The 19,256-nt window shown below is 42.7% G+C and carries 20 protein-coding genes; 18 read left to right on the forward strand and 2 right to left on the reverse strand.

The window, feature by feature from the left end:
- Nucleotides 1-19 precede the first annotated feature (19 nt).
- Both A8805_RS14740 and A8805_RS14745 read right to left on the reverse strand, forming a co-directional pair.
- The gene (locus tag A8805_RS14740) at nt 20-598 is read right to left on the reverse strand and encodes a dipicolinate synthase subunit B (RefSeq protein ID WP_109712478.1); all 579 of its coding nucleotides are present in this window, start codon (nt 596-598) and stop codon (nt 20-22) included.
- Nucleotides 599-604: 6 nt separating this feature from the next.
- Entirely contained in the window at nt 605-1,516 is a 912-nt protein-coding gene (locus A8805_RS14745; RefSeq protein ID WP_109712479.1) for a dipicolinate synthase subunit DpsA, read from the reverse strand.
- 219 nt (nt 1,517-1,735) lie between these two features.
- Between A8805_RS14745 and guaA the strand changes: the two genes are divergently transcribed.
- From guaA to A8805_RS14830, 18 genes are all read left to right on the forward strand, one after another.
- Nucleotides 1,736-3,028 carry a glutamine-hydrolyzing GMP synthase gene (gene guaA, locus A8805_RS14750; protein ID WP_109712481.1) on the forward strand — a complete coding sequence of 431 codons (1,293 nt, stop codon included), beginning with the start codon at nt 1,736-1,738 and terminating at the stop codon, nt 3,026-3,028.
- A 47-nt stretch (nt 3,029-3,075) separates the two neighbouring features.
- A complete protein-coding gene (locus A8805_RS14755) occupies nt 3,076-4,332 on the forward strand; it encodes a family 43 glycosylhydrolase (protein ID WP_109712483.1) in 1,257 nt (418 codons plus the stop codon).
- Between the two features lie 532 nt (nt 4,333-4,864).
- Nucleotides 4,865-5,914, forward strand: coding sequence for an autoinducer 2 ABC transporter substrate-binding protein (locus A8805_RS14760; protein WP_109712485.1), 1,050 nt, complete (start codon nt 4,865-4,867; stop codon nt 5,912-5,914).
- Nucleotides 5,915-6,055: 141 nt separating this feature from the next.
- Complete coding sequence (locus A8805_RS14765; protein ID WP_109712487.1) at nt 6,056-7,537, forward strand: sugar ABC transporter ATP-binding protein; 1,482 nt, start codon at nt 6,056-6,058, stop codon at nt 7,535-7,537.
- Between the two features lie 10 nt (nt 7,538-7,547).
- Nucleotides 7,548-8,570: an ABC transporter permease gene (locus A8805_RS14770; protein ID WP_109712489.1), complete on the forward strand. Its 1,023-nt coding sequence runs from the start codon at nt 7,548-7,550 to the stop codon at nt 8,568-8,570.
- Nucleotides 8,570-9,598: an ABC transporter permease gene (locus A8805_RS14775; RefSeq protein ID WP_109712491.1), complete on the forward strand. Its 1,029-nt coding sequence runs from the start codon at nt 8,570-8,572 to the stop codon at nt 9,596-9,598. The genes A8805_RS14770 and A8805_RS14775 overlap by 1 nt, the downstream gene beginning before the upstream one ends.
- Nucleotides 9,599-9,613: 15 nt before the next feature.
- Nucleotides 9,614-9,943 (forward strand): L-rhamnose mutarotase, encoded by a 330-nt coding sequence (locus A8805_RS14780; RefSeq protein ID WP_109712493.1) that lies wholly within the window; start codon nt 9,614-9,616, stop codon nt 9,941-9,943.
- 13 nt (nt 9,944-9,956) lie between these two features.
- Nucleotides 9,957-10,523, forward strand: a complete 567-nt coding sequence (locus tag A8805_RS14785) for an RpiB/LacA/LacB family sugar-phosphate isomerase (protein WP_109712495.1) — start codon at nt 9,957-9,959, stop codon at nt 10,521-10,523.
- Between the two features lie 27 nt (nt 10,524-10,550).
- Nucleotides 10,551-10,694: a hypothetical protein gene (locus A8805_RS22365; RefSeq protein WP_207657711.1), complete on the forward strand. Its 144-nt coding sequence runs from the start codon at nt 10,551-10,553 to the stop codon at nt 10,692-10,694.
- Nucleotides 10,695-10,736: 42 nt separating this feature from the next.
- Nucleotides 10,737-11,750, forward strand: a complete 1,014-nt coding sequence (locus tag A8805_RS14790) for a LacI family DNA-binding transcriptional regulator (protein ID WP_181392860.1) — start codon at nt 10,737-10,739, stop codon at nt 11,748-11,750.
- A gap of 131 nt (nt 11,751-11,881) precedes the next feature.
- Complete coding sequence (locus tag A8805_RS14795; protein WP_109712499.1) at nt 11,882-12,640, forward strand: IclR family transcriptional regulator; 759 nt, start codon at nt 11,882-11,884, stop codon at nt 12,638-12,640.
- Nucleotides 12,612-12,959, forward strand: a complete 348-nt coding sequence (locus A8805_RS22370) for a hypothetical protein (protein WP_109712501.1) — start codon at nt 12,612-12,614, stop codon at nt 12,957-12,959. The genes A8805_RS14795 and A8805_RS22370 overlap by 29 nt, the downstream gene beginning before the upstream one ends.
- A 332-nt stretch (nt 12,960-13,291) precedes the next feature.
- A complete protein-coding gene (locus A8805_RS14805; RefSeq protein WP_109712503.1) occupies nt 13,292-14,464 on the forward strand; it encodes a Glu/Leu/Phe/Val family dehydrogenase in 1,173 nt (390 codons plus the stop codon).
- A 115-nt stretch (nt 14,465-14,579) separates the two neighbouring features.
- Nucleotides 14,580-14,792, forward strand: a complete 213-nt coding sequence (locus tag A8805_RS14810; RefSeq protein WP_109712505.1) for a 4Fe-4S binding protein — start codon at nt 14,580-14,582, stop codon at nt 14,790-14,792.
- A gap of 14 nt (nt 14,793-14,806) precedes the next feature.
- Complete coding sequence (vorB, locus tag A8805_RS14815) at nt 14,807-15,859, forward strand: 3-methyl-2-oxobutanoate dehydrogenase subunit VorB (RefSeq protein WP_109712507.1); 1,053 nt, start codon at nt 14,807-14,809, stop codon at nt 15,857-15,859.
- A gap of 1 nt (nt 15,860) precedes the next feature.
- On the forward strand, nt 15,861-16,598 hold the full coding sequence (locus A8805_RS14820; RefSeq protein WP_109712509.1) for a thiamine pyrophosphate-dependent enzyme: 738 nt from the start codon (nt 15,861-15,863) through the stop codon (nt 16,596-16,598).
- A gap of 5 nt (nt 16,599-16,603) precedes the next feature.
- On the forward strand, nt 16,604-17,143 hold the full coding sequence (locus A8805_RS14825; protein ID WP_109712511.1) for a 2-oxoacid:acceptor oxidoreductase family protein: 540 nt from the start codon (nt 16,604-16,606) through the stop codon (nt 17,141-17,143).
- Nucleotides 17,144-17,159: 16 nt separating this feature from the next.
- The gene (locus A8805_RS14830; protein ID WP_109712513.1) at nt 17,160-19,253 is read left to right on the forward strand and encodes an acetate--CoA ligase family protein; all 2,094 of its coding nucleotides are present in this window, start codon (nt 17,160-17,162) and stop codon (nt 19,251-19,253) included.
- Nucleotides 19,254-19,256 lie beyond the last annotated feature (3 nt).

Here is a 19,256-nt window from a genome sequence, read left to right on the forward strand (position 1 = left end):
TAGTTCAATAAGCATATTTTTACTGAATTACAGGCTGGTACTGCCGGCCTTCCATAGCAGCTTCAAGAGAAGGAATCAGAAGCTCCGTGTGTGCAATCATGGAGTTAGGCTTTTTTTGGGGATTATCCTGGCCAAATGGGACGAAGTACACATTCTTGGCATTCATCAGTAATCCTATGTTTTTCATATTCATGCCCAGGGCATCGTTGGTGGAAATGGAAATAAGCAGCGGCTTATCATTTCTGAGGTGTGCCTTTGCGGCCATAAGAGCCGGGGTGTCGGTGATACCGTTGGCAAGCTTTGCAATTGTATTTCCGGTACATGGAAGGAGTACAAGAATATCCAGCAGATTACCCGGACCAATTGGTTCGGCTTCGGATATAGTCATCATGGGTTTTACCCCTGTCATTTCTTCTGCCTGTTCAATAAATGTCTCTGCTCTTCCAAAACGGCTGTTAATACTGCCTGCTGCGTCTGAGAAAATTGTTTGTACCAGTGCACCTTCCTCTACCAGCTTCTGAATTTCTATGAAAACTTTTTCGTAAGTGCAAAAGGAGCCGGTCAGTGCAACTCCAATGGTTTTTCCTTTTAAAGACAATTCAAATCACTCCTTTATTGTTTTACATTTTTCCTGAGAGAGTATGGTTTCAATGGATTCTTTTAACGCCCTGGCAGAGGAGGCGGGTGCATATTTCCCGGGAAGTCCGGGAACAAGCAGTGCAGTCCTGCCAAGATTTTTGGCAGACTGATAATCCACTCCTCCTGGAGCGGAAGCAATGTCAATGATTGTAACGGAATCCTTCATAACAGCCAGAATATCTGCTGTGATAACAAGGGCCGGGATGGTGTTGAATACAAAGTCAAATTCTCCCGCAGACTTTTTGAAGTCTTTTAAATCTCCGGTACTGTCAGAGATAATGGCAGCCTGGGCCTGCTCCTCAGGATTATTTGAGCAGGCATATGTGTGACAGAACAATCCTTTTAAATATGAAACCAATGTACGTCCGCACTTGCCATATCCCAAAACGGCACAGCGGCTCTTGTTTAAGTTTATAGGGCTTTTTGAAATTGCTTCACAGATGGCTCCTTCGGCAGTGGCGATTGTGTTATATATGGCCAGTGTATTGTTTTGCATAAGATCAAAAGCAAAAACTCCTTTTTCTATTGCTGAATTTCTGAAATCTTCGGGGATACATCCCGCAAAAAAGTATTGTTCGGGCTGTAATGCAACAAGAAGTGACTTTAGGGACAAGTCTTCTGTTAACCCGTTTTGATTGAGATGAGAGCCGCTTTTACTGAGAGGAATGGGGCATATGATACAAGAAGAGTATGCACACGCATTTTCCAGAGAGGAAGCAGCAACAACATGAGAAGCATCCGGATATTTGTTCTTATCCGGCTCTGCTGCCAGGGCATAGTGGCAAATTCGGTTTTGATGACCGGCTAATTCCGCGGTCAGATATACCTGCCGTATATCTCCGCCGACAACAGCATAATCGTATTTTAGATGTTTCATTGTGAAACTCCTGACAAAACACAACTTTAGTTATTATATGCAGAGACAAAAACATGTGACATTTTTATATTACAGTCCGGACTTGCGGCGTATCTGTTCATGGTTCTGGCCAGATACAATATTTTTATCAATTCTGGGATGGCAAATAAGACTTAGTTCCGTTATAATGAAAAGGTGTTAAGGTTGAAAGAAAAACGCTTAGAAAGGTGAGGGAAACAAATGAAACAGGATATGATTGTCATTTTGGACCTGGGAAGTACAAATAATCCGATGCTTGCCCGTCAAATCCGCAGTCTCGGAGTGTATAGTGAAATTCATCCCCATGATATTACAGTGGATGAGCTGAAAGCACTGAATAATGTAAAGGGAATCATTTTAAACGGCGGTGAAAACCGTGTTGTAGATGGTCAGGAGGTAGATGTTAATCCGGCACTGTATGAGTGCGGATATCCGATAATTTCTGTAGATCATCCTACAGCGAAATGTGAGAAGCAGTATGGGGAACTGCCAGATGATGAGACATTAAAAACCTTCATTTTTGACCAGTGCAAGGCAGAAGCAAACTGGAATATGAAGAATTTTATTGAAGACCAGGTTGAGCTGGTAAAACGTCAGGTGGGAGACAGAAAAGTTCTGCTTGCACTTTCCGGCGGCGTGGATTCTTCTGTAGTGGCTGCACTTTTACTGAAAGCAATCGGGCAGCAGTTAGTCTGTGTACATGTGAATCATGGACTCATGCGTAAAAATGAATCAGAAAGTGTGGTTGAAGTATTTAAAAATCAGCTTCATGCAAACTTAATTTATGTAGACGCTGCAGACAGATTTTTGGATAAGCTGGCAGGAGTTGCAGACCCTGAAGAAAAAAGAAAGATTATAGGCGGAGAATTCATCCGGGTATTTGAAGAAGAGGCCCGGAAACTGGATGGAATCGACTTCCTGGGGCAGGGAACAATTTATCCGGATATCATTGAAAGCGGAACTAAAACCGCTAAAATGGTAAAATCCCATCATAATGTAGGAGGTCTTCCGGAAGATTTACAGTTCGAGCTGGTAGAGCCTTTGAAGCAGTTGTTCAAGGATGAAGTTCGTGCATGTGGAATCGAACTGGGGCTGCCTGGAGATATGGTATACCGTCAGCCGTTCCCAGGACCGGGACTGGGCGTGCGCTGCCTGGGAGCAATTACAAGAGACAGACTGGAAGCAGTCAGAGAGTCAGACGCGATTCTTCGGGAAGAGTTTGAGAAAGCAGGGCTGGATAAGAAAGTATGGCAGTATTTTACAGCCGTGCCTGATTTCAAATCTGTAGGGATGAAAAACCATGAGAGAACCTTCGAGTATATGGTAATCGTCCGCGCAATCAATACCGTTGATGCCATGACAGCTACAGTTGAAAAAGTGGACTGGGAAGTGCTGGATAAGATAACAGAACGGATACTGGCAGAAGTGGAGAATGTAAACCGGGTGTGCTATGACATGTCACCCAAGCCGCCGTCTACAATAGAGTTTGAATAGTTGATGGTAGGTTGAATCCCTTATTTTACAAAGGATGGGAGCAAAGGATGAATCCTATATTACCATTAAAATATTATGTTCCGGATGTTGAAGCAAAAGTATTTAGTGATGGAAAATTGTATCTATATGGCTCTTATGATTTGCCGGGGAATGATGAATATTGTAGTAAAGATTATTATGTATTTTCGTCAGCAGATTTTGTTAATTTTGAAAAATCAGAATTAGCTTTTACAAATAGGGAGCCTGGGCTCACATGGGCAAAAGGAGACCTTTATGCGCCGGATTGTGCAGAAAAGGACGGTATGTACTATTTGTATTTCTGTGCTGCTGATGGTAGTGAAGGCGTTGCAAAAAGTAGGAGCCCAATGGGCCCGTTTATGGAGACAGAGCCTGTTAAAGGGGCGCATCCTTCTCAAATTGACCCTACGGTATTTATAGATGATGATGGACAGGCATATTATTACTGGGGACAGTTTCAACTTAAAGGAGCAAAGCTGAATGAAGATATGTGTACGCTTGACATGGAGACCTATAATCCCAGACTGTTAATAGAAGAGAAGGATGGATTTCATGAGGGAGCTTCGATTTGTAAGAGAAATAATCTCTACTATATGGTGTTTGCCGACAGCAGCAGAGGCCGTCCGACTTGCCTCGGATATGCAGTAGCAAAGTCTCCTCTTGGCCCCTTTAAGAAGAAAGGAATAATCATTGATAATACTGGCTGTGATCCTTCGAGCTGGAACAACCATGGTTCAATTTGTGAAGTTGATGGTCAATGGTATGTTTTTTATCATCGCTCAACCCATAATTCGTTTTTTAGCCGAAGAGTATGTGTAGAGCCGATTTTCTTTGAACATGACGGAAGTATAAGAGAAGTAGAGATGACGGTTTGCGGGCAGGAAAAAGAGATAAAGTGCACATGCAGACTTGAAGCAAGCCGGGCAAGTTGCCTAAACGGAAAGGTGTTTATCGAAGCAGGAACAGCAAAAGGTGATTATGAAGAACATCTGACAAATATAAAAAATGGTGATTGGGCAGAGTATAAATATCTAACTTTTGATCATGAAAAGAAGTTTACTGTTGAAGCAGGAAGCTTTACCTATGGCGGTACTATTGAAGTACATATTGAATCTTCGGAGGGTCCACAGATAGGTGAAGTGCGGGTGGATAATACGGGCGGCTGGAATAATTATAGAACCTTTAGCTGTGAGGTAAGTGAAGTCAAAGGACGACAAGCAGTGTACTTAAGATTTACAGGGGACAACAACCGTCTTTTTGATGTAGCAGGATTTTGGTTTGAGTAGAGAAAGCAACGAAAAATGGTGCTCACCTGCACCAAATTTGACCGCAGTTGTCCAAATACCGCTAAAGACCTTGGAGAATTATTTTCTGTAGGAAAGCTGTAAGGTAATAAAAAGAATAGAACCAGGAAAAGGTGGAGTCAGCGGCTGATGGCTCCGCCTTTTTCTGCGCTTGAGATTTTTCAGGCTTTTCATTAGTATAAAATAGTAAAAAGTAACTTATTATTGACAAGAGATATGGAACGTGTTAGTATAAATTCATTAAAACGATTTAATGATTAGCGTAATATTGGATAAATTGCACAAAAAAGATATTATTTCGCTAGGCAAATATTACAAAAAAATTCTGCAAATCTATTGCAGAAAAATTTATTGCCTTTCATTAAAACGTTTTAATTGCTACTATTTTGTTAAAACGTTTTAATGATTAAGATGTCTTAACCTACATAAGTTACAGATTAATTATAGAAGGGAGGGAATGACCGGTTAAGATATTTTAAAATACAACAAAAAAAACTATTTTGGAGGGAAGAATATGAAAAAAATTATTTCGTTTCTACTAGTAACAATTATGATGTTCAGTCTTGCAGCATGTGGCGGCAATGATAGTCAGGGAGAGGGTAATACCTCAGCTGACTCGAATTCGGCGGAAGGTTCGGGAAAAGATTATGAGGTTGTTGTTGTTCCCAAAGATGCTTCAAATCCATGGTTTGTAAGAATGGAAAGTGGCGTAAAAGAGTATGCTGATGAAACTGGCCTTAATGTTTATCAAAAGGGTACTGATGAAATTGATGCAACAAAGCAGGCACAGTTGGTGCAGGATTTAATCGCCCAGGGCGTGGATGCTATTTGTGTTGTACCAGTCGATCCGGAATCAATTGAACCGGTATTAAAGCAGGCGAAAGAAGCTGGAATTGTTGTGATTACGCATGAAGGAGCGGCGCTTGAAAATGTAGATTATGACATTGAAGCATTTTCAAATTCCGGGTACGGCGCATTTATTATGGATAATTTAGCAGAGGCTATGGGAGAAGAGGGCGTGTATACGACTATGGTTGCAAGTGTAACAAACGCTTCTCATAATGAATGGGCTGATGCGGCGGTAGAACATCAAAAGGCAAATTATCCGAATATGACGTTGTTAAAAGAAGAGCCGCGGGTCGAGTCAAATGACAACGGAGATACAGCTTATAACGTAGCAAAAGAGTTATTCAAGAAGTATCCGGACTTAAAAGGTATCATGGGAACCTCATCATTTGATTCACCAGGTATTGCCAGAGCAATTGAAGAGCTTGGACTGGTTGATAAAGCATTTACATCAGGAACCGGAATGCCGGCTGATAACGCGGAGCTTTTGAAAAGCGGGGTGGTGAAATCTTTGACTTTATGGGATCCGGCACAGGCAGGAAAGGCGATGATCAGTCTGGCAGTGAAAGTGCTTGATAGTGAAGAGGTAGCAGCGCCACTTGATTTGGGAATTGAAGGATATGATAAGATGCAGTTCCGTGAAGGAAGTGACACGGTATTAGAGGGTGAAGGATGGATCATCATTGATGCTAAGAATGTAGAATCTTTTGGATTTTAAATAAGAAAGGAAGAGCATTTTGAAAAATGCTCTTCCCTGGAGAGTGTTTGAAATTCATTCTTGTAATCTCCCGCGAAGTGGAATGCACATCTTACAGAATGCAATTTTTAAACACACTCTATGCTAAGAAGGAGGGTCTTTATGGGAGAATATTTATTTCGGGCAGTTGATATTCACAAGTATTTTGCCGGAGTCCGGGCGCTGGATGGTGTCACATTGGAAATAAAACCAGGTGAAATCCACTGCCTGGCTGGTGAAAATGGATGTGGCAAGTCAACACTGATTAAGGTGATATCGGGTGTTTACCAAAGAAACTCCGGTACATTAGAGTTTGATGGTGAAGTTATTGAAAAAATGACACCAATTGATGCCATTATGAAAGGAATCCAGGTTATCTATCAGGATTTTGCAGTTTTCCCTAATCTGTCGGTTATGGAAAATCTGGCGATTAACAGCCAATTGGCGGCTAAGAAGAAATTTGTAAATTGGAAAGAAATGCGGAATATTGCCAAAGAGGCAATTGCTAAAATAGATTTTGAAGTAGACTTGGATGCAAAACTGGAAACCCTTTCGGTAGCAGAAAAGCAGATGGTGGCCATCTGTCGGGCGTTAATGTTTAATGCCCGGTTAATTATAATGGATGAGCCGACTACCGCCCTAACGAAAAAAGAAGTGCAGGCGTTATTTAAGATTATTATGCAGCTAAAAGCAGAAGGCATAGCAATATTGTTTGTCAGTCATAAGTTGGATGAAGTTTTTGAGATTGCGGAACGCTTTACGGTATTCCGCAACGGGAAATTGATTAAAACGGGTTATACATCGGAACTGGATGATAAGAAATTCTCATACTATATGACGGGGAGGGAATTTGAAAATAAAACATTTATACCCGATAAACTTACTGGCCAGCCGGTGCTGGAGGTAAAAGATATATCACTGTCAGGATGCTATGAGGATATCAGTTTCACAGTCAAAGGCGGAGAAATTATGGGCATTACCGGTCTGCTGGATTCTGGCAGAACCGAGCTGGCACTCTCCTTATTTGGTATGAAACCGATAGAGAAAGGAGAAATACAGATTCACGGAAGTGCAGTTGAGATTAACAATCCCCAGGCAGCCATTGAAAATAAAATTGGGTTTGTGCCGGAAGACAGGTTAAGTGAAGGATTGTTTCTGACCCAGAGTATCGGTGATAATATCGTAATTTCAGAGATTGACCACCTGATAAGTAAAGGGATTCTAAATCGGGAAAAATACCAGGAAGAAGTAAAACGGTGGGTAGCAGAACTTTCGATTGCCACGCCCAACCCGGATAATGCCGCATCAACTTTATCCGGCGGTAACCAGCAGAGAATTGTCCTGGCAAAATGGCTGGCGTGCAATCCCGATATTTTGATATTAAATGGTCCCACAGTAGGCGTGGATATTGGCTCGAAACATGATATTCATGGGATTTTGCAAAAACTGGCACGTCAGGGAATGGCGATTATAATTATTTCTGATGATTTGCCGGAGGTAATGGAAAACTGTTCTAAGATTCTGATTTTGAAAGACGGGAAGATATCAGGCCAATTGAGTACTCAGGAAATAGATGAAAAAATGATTCTGGACAGGATGATGTAGGAGGGGACAAATGAAGAAGACAGTGAAAAAACTATTTCGGCAGAATGAAACGTACATATTTCTGATCATTTTAGCCTTATCAATACTTATTCAGGTGCGCTCCAGACAGTTTTATACATCAAATAATCTTGTGGATATTCTGTCAGCTATGGTCGTTCCCGGACTTTTTGCAGTCGGAGCCTCTCTGGTTATTTTATCAGGGGGAATTGATGTTTCCTTTCCCGCACTGGCATCTCTGACGGCTTTTGCAACGACGAAATACTTATTGGGTATAAACTTTGAAGGAAGTGTTCTGGTCCCGATTTTGCTGGCACTGGCAATCGGAGCCATATTGGGGGCAGTAAATGGTGTTTTTGTCAGTTATTTTAATTTACCGGCAATGATTGTAACCCTGGGAACGGCCAGTGTATTTAAAGGATTTATGCAGGGAACTTTAGAATCTAAGCAGCTGGCGGTTATTCCGGCAGGAATGCGGCAATTTGGAACGGCCTCCTTATTTACGGCAACAAATCCCCAAAGTGGGCTTTCTTCCCGGATGCCGGCTGCATTTTTAGTATTCATATTTGTGCTGGCAATTACTTTTTTTGTACTAAAGTATACAATGTTTGGCCGCGGTATTTATGCCATCGGTGGAAATGAAGCAGCTGCTTATAATGCGGGATACAGAGTAAAGAGAACGAAATTTCTGCTATACGTATTTGCTGGAATGATTGCCAGTGTTGCCGGAATCATCCGGGTATGTATGATGCAGCAGTGCCATCCGACGAATATGCTGGGGATGGAGATGAATATTATTGCCGGTGTAGTGCTGGGCGGCGTTGCTATTACCGGCGGAAAAGGAACTTTGACCGGCTGTGTATTGGGAACTTTACTAATTGTAATGGTGGAAAACTCATTAATTCTGATTGGTGTTCCAGTTGTATGGAAGAGTGTGTTTTTAGGGGCATTGATTGTAATCGGAACCGCTATAAGCGCGTATCAGACCGGCAACTCAGGCGGCAGACAGAAACAGGGAAAAGGAGGAACAGTATAATGAATAAAAACAGCGGTAGTTTAGCAGAAAAATTCAGACAGACATACAAGAACAACCAACATGTCTGGCGGCTGCTCATTATTATGGTCTTGTGGTTTGGCTTTATAGCCATTACCAGATTTTCAAAGTTTTATACTGTCGCAAATTTCCAGACAATGTTTGCACAGTTCCCTGAATTTGGTCTGATGTCACTGGGGGTTATGGTATGTATGATTACGGGCGGAATCGACCTTTCGACCGTGGGGATTGCCAATGTCACCAGTATTTCAATGGCCCTCCTTATGCAGAAAGTTGGCGGCGGAAATGCTGAACTTTCAAGCGTATGGGTTGGAATCGTATTTTTGCTGGCAGTGCTGGTCGGAATGGCGGCTGGTGCTTTGAATGGTGTGCTGGTTTCTAGGTTCCGTATTCCACCCATTCTGGCAACGCTGGGAATGGGAGAATTGTTGACCGGTGTTGGCATTGTATTGACGAATGGCAGTGCAATCAGCGATTTTCCCAAAACTTTTGCATATGCAATTAATAGTAAAGTAGCAGGGATACCGGTTCAATTTATCATTTTTGCTGCTGTAGCAGCTATCATGGTATTTTTAATGGTCAAAACTACATATGGAAAGAAGATAATCATGCTTGGTTCCAGTCAAAAAGTGGCGGCCTATAGTGGAATGAAAGTAAATGCTATATTGATAAAAACTTATGTGATATCGGGAATCTGTTCCGCACTTGGAGGAATGATCATGCTTGCCAACTATAATTCGGCAAGAGCGGATTATGGCTCGAATTACACACTGCAGTGCATTCTGATTGTTGTATTGGGCGGAATTAGTCCAAACGGGGGCAAAGGAAAGATCAGTGGGGTATTGCTGGCGATTCTCCTGGTCAGAGCGTTAGAAACAGGAATCAACAGGTTTCCGCAGATCAGCAGTTATTATATCTCGTTAATATGGGGGACGGTACTTCTGCTGGTTATGGTAATGAATTATTTTACGGAAAAGGGAGTGTCCTTTAACCGTAGGAAAAAAGCTTAGACATGGAGGTGGCAAATGACAAAGTGTTGTTTTGGCCAGATTGGCCGTTTAAAGGCGGAAAAAATACAGGAATATAAAGAATTGCATGCAGCGGTATGGCCGGATGTCTTAAAGAAGATTAAAGACTGCTGCCTGGAAAATTATTCAATATTTATAAAAGAGGATTTGGTCTTCGCATATTTCGAGTATACCGGAAATAATTACGAAATGGATATGAGGCGTATGGCTGAGGATGTCATGACTCAGAAATGGTGGAAACTCACAAAGCCATGCTTTACAAAGTTAAATGTAAACAGTAATGAACCGTTTTATGAAAATATGGAATCGATATTTCATCTGGCGTGAGAGGAGAGTAGCTATGAAAATGATTAAGGACAAAGAAATATTAGTAGGGGCAGATTTTGCGGGATTCCCGCTGAAAGAGGCGGTAGTGGGGCATTTGCGGCAAAAAGGATGGAAAGTAACGGATATTGGTGTAAAAGCAGCTGATGAAGAAGCGCCGGAAATGTTTCATCGAATCGGCCTGAAAGTTGGTGCTAAAATTACCGAAAAAGAGTTTGAACGGGCGTTATTGTTTTGTGGGACCGGTATGGGGATTCATATTGCGGCAAGTAAGTGCCCGGGGGTACATGCCGGTGTAGTTGAGAGTGTTCCGGCTGCATTGCGGGCGGTTACAGGCAATGGTGTGAATGTATTGGCCATGGGAGCATTTTATGTAGCTCCGCAGATGGGAAAAGATATTGCAGATGCTTATCTGGGTGCAGAACTGGGAAGTGGATATGAATGGTGGCCTAATTTTTATGAATTCCATAAGCTGGCTATTGATGAACTGGGCCAGTTTGACTATGTAGAATTTAAAAAAAATAACTTCGAAGTAAAACATCTGGGTGACTATCCGTTGAAATTGATGACAAAGCCTGAATAGTAATAAGGACAAAAAAGCCGGTATGTATTGCGAAAGTTAATATATACCAGTTTTTTTGCATTTAAGGTACAGTTCAGCTATCAGCCCGATTCTGCTTTGTTTCATTCTGCTGCGGCAGAACGCCAGGAGTTGTTGTTGACAAAAGCGGAACAGATAACTATTATAAAATAAAACGTTTTAATTAAAAGTATGGAGATTGTAGGTGAAAATAGAATGAAGCGAACAACAATAACTCAGGTTGCTAAGGAAGCAGGTGTAACGATTGGAACCGTTTCCCATGTTATTAATGGAACGGCTCCCATTTCGGCAGAGACGACGGAACGAGTACGGCGTGCGATTAAAGCACTTAATTATATACCGAATGCGACGGCAAAATCACTGCGAAGTAAAAAAAATTATACAATTGGCTTGATGCTGCCCAATTTAAATAATAGTTTCCATTCGAAGGTTGCCAGTGCATTCATAGATAAGGCATATATAGAAGGCTACAGTGTGCAGATACACGGATATGAGTATTCCCTTGAAAGAGAACGCAGGGAACTGGAACGTCTGGAACGCAATAATATTGGAACAGTCATTATATTCAATGGGTACGGTGATGAAAGGGAAATCAAGAATTTCCTGCAAAAAGGCATTCCGGTCATACTTGCTGACCGCAGTTCAACCATTGCACAGGTCCCTCACATCAAGTTTGACAATCACAAGATAATGCTGGATATCGTGTCGGCATTACAGAAAAAAGGATATCAAAGAATTGGTTTCTTTTCAGAGCCAATCCAGCTGACGAATCTTAAGGAGCGCTTTCAGGGGTACCAGGAGGCGCTTAAAAAGTGTGGACTGTCCTTCAATCCGAAGGATGTGTTTGTGCGGGACGATTTATGTCTGGATAATTTAAAGAATGGATACCGGTATATGCGTGATATTTTAAGCATCAATGAAAAGAAGACGCTTCCTGATGCGTGGATTGCATCTTCTGATTTGCTGGCAATTGGGATGATGCGGGCGATGCACGAATGTGGATATCAGATTCCGGCGGATTTTGGTGTAGTAGGTTTTGACAATACTGAGATATCAGGATATGTAAATCCCAGACTGACAACGGTGGAGCAGAACCAGATACTGTTGGGTGAAAAGTTGATGGAGATGGTAAAGCAGATTAATTGTGATAAAAAAAGTGTTGAAAATATTTCGCTGGAACAATCACTGGTGATCAGGGAATCGTGTTAGCTACAGGTAAGGAGGACTATTGAATAGCGTGAAAGAATCCATCTTGTGTAAATTGAAAAGGGATGTTATGATGAAAAAAAGTCCTTATATAAATACTGTAATTCTAAGTAGAAGGCAGAGAGAGAAGAACAATGCAAAAAGATGGAGAAGTTAAAATAAAAAGCCTGAAGAAATCACTGGAAGTTTTAGAATGTTTTACACAAAAGCAGCCTTTGGGCGTGACGGAAATCAGTGAGAAGCTCGGATTGTATAAAAGCAATGTACATAATATCCTTATGACCTTTACGGCTATGGGGTATGTGGAACAAGATCCGGAGTCCGGGAAGTTCCGCCTGGGAGTTTCGGTGATGACTTTAAGCCGGGCTTTTCGGGAAGGATTAAATATTGCTAAAATTGCCCTCCCATTTATGCGGGAAATTGCCAATGAAGTAGGAGAACTGGTCTATTTGTCCATTCCCCGGGGGGATGAAGTGGTATATTTGGAAGCAGTATACCCGGATAATCAACGCATGGTGAGCAAATCTGTAATCGGTGAGTGCTCTAAAATGTACTGTACCAGCGTGGGAAAGGCCATTTTATCTCAACTTCCAGTGGAGGAGATGGAAAGATGTCTTGAAGGAGAGTTGGAAGCCTTCACAGAGTATACCATTACAGATAAAAAGAAACTCCGGGAAGAAATTGAGGTGACCCGTATACGCGGATACGGACTGGATAATATGGAGGTTATGTTTGGAATCAAATGTGTAGGAGTAGCCTTACTGAACTATGAAGGGAAGGTGGAGGCCGGATTAAGTATCAGTGCACCGTCCCTCCGCATGGGAGAGGAAAGAATTCAGGAATTCGTAAAAGTTTTACAGACATATGCCGGAAAAATACAAAAAATGCTTTAGGATAAATATCAAACAGGAGCTTAACCAAAAAACTGTTGACAATATAATGTTAGCAGGGGTATACTACATCATAAATAAACGAAGCGGAAACGACGATGATTCCTTTTATCAGGAATTGACGTCGTTTTTTTGTAATGGGAAACGCAGTTTCCCATTACATAAAAATCCTCCGGGGGATGCGCGCTGCGGCGTAAAAGGTAGATGTCGCTATGCGACCGCCGCAGGCGCAAGAGTTTGCTTTGCAAACTCTTTGCTCTTACATAAAAACCCTCCAGGGAATCGCACTGGGGTGGAGAAATATATCTCTGCTGTTTTGTAGTTTTAAAACTCAATAAAAAAGGAGGTGAACAGGAATGAAGCAAGGAAATACTGGTTGATAAAAAATAAACAAAAAGTATTTGTAAAAATTCGACAGACATATGCCGGGAAGATAGAAAAAACAGCATGGGATATGTACAAACAGTACAAAGATTAAAAAAATATGGGATATATATTGAACAAAAGTACATAAAGTGATAAATTAATCTTATGAATTATAGAACGTATTCTATTGATGAAGATTAAGAACTCGGCTTAGTGCCGAGTAAAAAAATAGTCATATATAAGAACGACGTTCTACAATAGAGAACAAATTAAAAGGAGGATTTCAAAGTGGCAAATAAACCTTATGTAGTAGTGGAGTGGAATGACACGGAAACAGATGCAACAGGATGGCTGTGTGCATACAATTTTGTAGGACATTATTGTGGCGGTGGGACCAGAATGCATCCGACGGTTACAAAAGAAGAAGTAATTCGTCTTGCGACAACCATGGGATATAAATATAAAGCCTGCGAGTCACAGACTACAGGCGGCTGCAAAGCAGGTATTGCTTATGATTATAAAGCACCTGATGCGCCGGATGTATTGAGAAGATTCCTGACAGCTACAGCACCTTACATAAAAGCAGGCGTGTCAATCGGAGGAGATTTGGGTGTGGATTATTCAGAAGTTCTCAAGATTCTGGATGATTTGGGAATTGGTATTCCTCAGACCCAGGCGATGAAAGAAGATCCAGAGATTCATCAGGGTATTGTGAATCACGACAGAGCTGAGAAGGAATTGCTCTATGATGGATTTAAGATGTATGACATGATTACCGGATACGGTGTGGCTGCGGCAGCCGATGAAGCCTGGAAGTTAAAAGATGGAAAAGAGGGGGCTTCCGTAGTAATCCAGGGCTTTGGATGTGTTGGAGCAAGCTGCGCAAACTCTCTGCATAACATGGGCTATAAAGTAGTAGGTATTGCGGATGTAAATGGTTTGGTTTACTGCAAAGATGGTTTGGACATTCCTAAGTTAGTAGAAACAAGACTTCCAAAAGGTGAGTTAAATAAAGATGCCTTTGAAGACAGCTACGAAGTCCGTCCAAATACTGAATGGATTGATGCGGAATGTGATATTTTGATTCCGGCAGCTCTGGAAGATGTAATCAATAAAGATAATGCGGACAGGATAAAGGCTTCCCTTCTGGTAGAAGCAGCAAACATTCCAACGACTCCGGAAGGAGATGAGATACTCCGTAAGAATGGTGTGGACGTGGCAGTTGACTTTATTGCTAATATGGGCGGTATCCGAATTTACGAGGCAGTCATTTTCCGCCTTGTGAAGATTGAGGACATGAACGATGAAGATGCTGCTGCAGCCATTGTGAAAGATACGGTGGATTTGATACGTAAGCAGACAAAACTGATATTTGAAGAAGCTGCGAAAACAGGGGAATTTACCCGTGATGTGGCAAGAAGATTATTTACTCCTGACAAATCTGATACACCAGACATGTAAAATCACTGCACTTTACAATGAAAGTGTGAATACATAAGAAGTTTGAAAAGGTGAACCAAGAAGGGATGTCAGAAAAGGGCGGCATCCCTTTAAATTTGAGAAAGGAATTTGGGTTATGGGAAAAGAAAAAACAGAAAAAGTATATTTCAATCCTGTGCGGTGTAAAGGGTGCGGTTATTGTATCCACGCCTGTCCGAAGGAGGCTATAAGTGTATCGGATCACGTGAATGCCAAGGGATATAACACCATTGTAGTTGATGAGGAAAAATGTATAGTATGCGGCACGTGCTACCGTGTGTGTCCGGATTATGTATTTGAAATAAGGTAAAGGAGGGTTAGATTATGGCTAAGGTACTGTTAAAAGGAAATGAAGCACTGGCCGAAGCTGCATTGGCTGCGGGCTGCCGCTTTTACAGTGGATATCCCATTACTCCTCAGACAGAGATATTGGAATATTTGTCATGGAGAATGGAAGACGTGGGGGGAGAATTTATTCAGGCGGAATCTGAACTTGCAGGTATTAATATGGTTCTTGGAGCTGCGGCAGCAGGTGCCAGGGCACTGACTACCTCATCAGGTCCGGGATTCTCTCTGAAACAGGAGGGGATTTCCTATCTGGTTGCAGCGGATCTTCCAGCAGTAATTGTGGACGTTATGCGAATTGGTACTGGTCTGGGCGATATTTCCCAGGGGCAGGGCGATTATTGGCAGTTAACCAGAGGAGGCGGTCATGGGGATTACCGTACATTGGTTTTAGCTCCTGATTCCGTGCAGGAAAATGCGGATATGATGGCAGAAGCTTTTGATCTGGCAGAAAAATACCGCCATCCGGTGCTGATTGCTTCTGATGCTGCGATTGGGCAAATGATTGAAGCAGTGGAGATTCCGGAATTTATTGAGCATGATATTGATAAATTTGACTGGACAATCAAAGGATGTAAGAAGGGTACTGAGCAGAGAAAGATTCAGAATGTATATTATACCCATCCTGACTATGAGACCTATCTGGCAGACAAGTATGCCGAGATGGAAGAGCAGGAACAGCGTTATGAAAATATTCAGGTGGAAGACGCTGAATTAGTATTAGTTGCTTATGGCATCAGTTCCCGCGTATGCAGAGAAGCAGTAGAAGTAGCAAGAGAAGAAGGGCTCAAGTTAGGATTGATCCGTCCCATCACTTTGTGGCCTTTCCCGGTGAAAGCTTTTGAAGAAGCGAAAGCGGCTAAGGCATTCCTTACTGTAGAGATGAACATTCTGGGACAGATGGTGGATGATGTGAAGCTTGCGACCTGCGGAAAATATCCGGTAGATCATTATGGCTCCATTTTTGAAATCCCAGAGTATGACGGCATTATTGAAAAAGCAAAAGAAATGTTAAAGAAGGGGGAGGTATAAGATGAGATTAGTAGCTCCTGAAACAGTTACATTTACCGAAAGCGGCTTTTGCCCAGGCTGCGGACATGGATTGGCAGTCCGGCTGATTGCAGAAGTAATGGAAGAAATGGGACTGAGTGAAAAATTACTGACAGTTGTGGATGTAGCCTGTGGTTCTTTGAATATTGATTCCTGGAGATTTGATACCATTATGGCGGCTCACGGAAGACCCATTGCCACAGCGGTAGGCGTGAAGAGAGTACGCCCGGAAAATCCGGTTATGGCATACATCGGTGACGGTGCGGCTTATTCCATTGGACTTGCGGAGACGATGCACACGGCACTTCGTAATGACAATGTAGTAACGGTTGTTATTAATAACAGCCTTTACGGAATGACCGGCGGACAGTGTGCACCTACATCTTTGCCGGGACAGGTTACCACATCAACTCCCCGCGGCAAAGATGCCAAGACAGCAGGAATGCCATTCCGTGTGGAAGAAGCTTTCACTGGATTTGATATTGCGTATCTTGCCAGAGGTTCCATGGCAGATGCGAGGGGCATGATACAATCAAAAAAATACTTGCGGAAAGCCTTTGAAAAGCATATGAACGGTGAAGGATTCTGTCTGGTAGAATTGTTGTCTGCATGTCCGACCAATCTGAATATCACACCGGTTAAGAGCGTGGAACGTATCAAAAATGACATGATTCCGTACTTCCCTCTTGGTGAATTCAAAGATAAAAAAGAGGAGGAATAGACGTTATGGCAAAGGAAATTATTTGTGCCGGATTTGGCGGACAAGGCATATTGACAACAGGAATGATCCTGATTAGTGCTGGTATGGAACAGGACAAAAATGTTTTATTTTATCCTTCTTATGGATCAGAAATGAGGGGAGGGACAGCAAACTGTACAGTAAAAATCAGTGATAAGCTTATCGCCAGCCCCAATTCTAAGCACCCGGATATTCTCTTGACTATGAACACTCCGGCAATTGATAAGTTTGAAGAGAGGCTGAAACCGGGCGGACTGCTGCTGGTGAATTCCTCCATTGCTCCTGAGGATCGTACTTACAGGGATGACATAACAGTAGTAAAAGTTCCTGCTACAGATATTGCGGCAGAAGTAAAAAACCCAAAAGGTGCTAATTTGGTGATGCTGGGTGCTCTGGCAGCTCACAGTGAGTTATTTTCTGTTGATTATATGGAAGAGGCTATTGTTTCCTTCTTTGAGAAGAAGGGCAAAGGGAAATTTAATGAAAAAAATGTTGCCTGTTACCGTAGAGGTGTAGAGGGAAAGTAAAATTGGGAGATACGGGATGGATATCAAAAAATTATTAAAACCAAACAAAGTGGCCGTCGTGGGAGCCAGTGAAAAAGAAGGCTTTGGCGGCGACACATGCAGAAATATGATGACATACATGGAAGAGGACCGCTATTATTTTGTTAACCCCAGGCGTGAAGAGGTCTTCGGCCGAAAATGCTATAAAAGCATCAGTGATTTGCCGGAGCAGGTGGACTTAATCGTTATCTGTACGCCTGCAGGCACCGTGGAGGGACTGCTCCGGGAAGGTGCGGCTCATGGTGTTGGAGCAGCGGTTGTTTATGCCAGCGGATATGGTGAGGTTGGGACAGACGAAGGCCGGAAAAAAGAAGCACAGCTCCTGGCGCTGTGTGAAGAACTGGATATGGCTCTGATGGGACCGAACTGCGCCGGATTTGTGAATTTTGTGGATATGATGTATCCTTTTGCATTCATTTCCAGGGAGCGTGACCGCCGGGGCGGTGTCGGGGTTCTCTCTCAGAGCGGGCAGCTGGTGCTGACGATGATGGATGCTCCGGGCACGAAATTCTCTTATGCGATTTCCGCAGGTAACAGCAGGATTACCAAGATGGAGGATTACCTGGATTTCTTAATCGACGATGAGGATACAAAGGTTGTTGCTATGTATCTGGAAGGGGTGAAGTCCCCGGGTGCGTTTATAAAGGCTTTAAAAAAAGCTGCACTCAAGAAAAAACCTGTTGTAATTCTTAAGACCGGACGGTCTGAGAAAGCCCAGGCTCTCGCGGCCTCCCACACGGGAAGTCTTTCAGGAGCAGATAAGGTATACGATGCTCTGTTTGAAAAGTTTGGCGTCATCCGTGTGGATGATTTAGAAGAGCTGATGTCCACTGCCAGGGCTTTGGCAACCTTGAAAAAGCTGCCTGAGGGAAGGGGATTTTCTGCAATTAGTTTATCCGGCGGGGAGACAGCTATCTGTGCAGATTTGGCAGAACTGACGGGTGTGGAATATGTTGACTTCAGTAAGGAGACTATGGACAAACTCAATGAGGTTCTTCCGTCCTATGCTACTCCCAATAATCCTCTTGATTCAACGGCTACTTTATCTTATGATATAGAAAAGTTTGCTGGTGTTCTGGAAATTATGATGAAAGATGAGCGTGTGGATATCGTCTCTGTCGGTTATACTCTGCTAACGGAGATTGCAGATAATGCCATATATTACATGTCCGAGGCAATGAAGCTGGTCAGTGACAAGCCCTGGGCTAAGCCTATGGTAATGCTGCCATTCTCAGAAATGACGAGAAACCCCGGTTACTGCGATAAGCTGGAGGAGATTGGGGTGCCCGTACTTCCCACTTCACTCTATGCATTTAAGGTTATCAAAAATATTTTGGATTTCGTATCAAATGATCCCCAGAGCAAGAACCTGGATGTTGTCATTCCCTCTCAGGAAAAAGGGGATTACAGCCGGGCAGCGTTGACGGAATCAGAGAGTAAAGAGATTATTGGACGTTACGGCATCGATTGCGGTAAGTTTAAGGTGGTACATTCACCGGAAGAAGCAGAGGCTGCCTTTGACGAGCTGGGCTGTGAAAAAGCAGTTGCCAAGGTGGACAGCCCGGATATTCTACACAAATCTGATGTTGGATGTGTAAAACTGGGTATCAAAGACGGGGCAGGAGCTGCTAAAGCCTATCAGGCTATTATGGATAATGCCGCCGCGCATTGCCCGGGTGCTCTTGTAAAAGGAGTACAAATTTGTGAAATGGCAGCTCCGGGAGTGGAAATGATTATAGGGGTAAATAACGATCCGCAATTTGGACCTTGTGTGCTCTGTGGTCTGGGCGGTGTCTTCGTGGAAATTTTCAAAGACACTTCGCTAGGGCTGGCTCCACTTTCTAAGCCGGAAGCAATGGAAATGATTTTATCGCTGAAAGGCGCTAAAATGCTGCAGGGGTACAGAGGGAATCCTGAGTGTGATATTGATGCACTGGCAGAAGCAATTGTGTCAGTGTCAAATATGGCTTGTGATTGCAGTGATGAATTGCTGGAACTGGATATCAATCCGGTCTTTGTCAGACCCGACGGAATCTGTGCAGTAGATGCACTTTACATTAAAAAGGATTAAGAG

Source organism: Faecalicatena contorta, from assembly GCF_003149105.1.
Taxonomy (GTDB): Bacteria; Bacillota; Clostridia; order Lachnospirales; family Lachnospiraceae; genus Muricomes; species Muricomes contortus_C.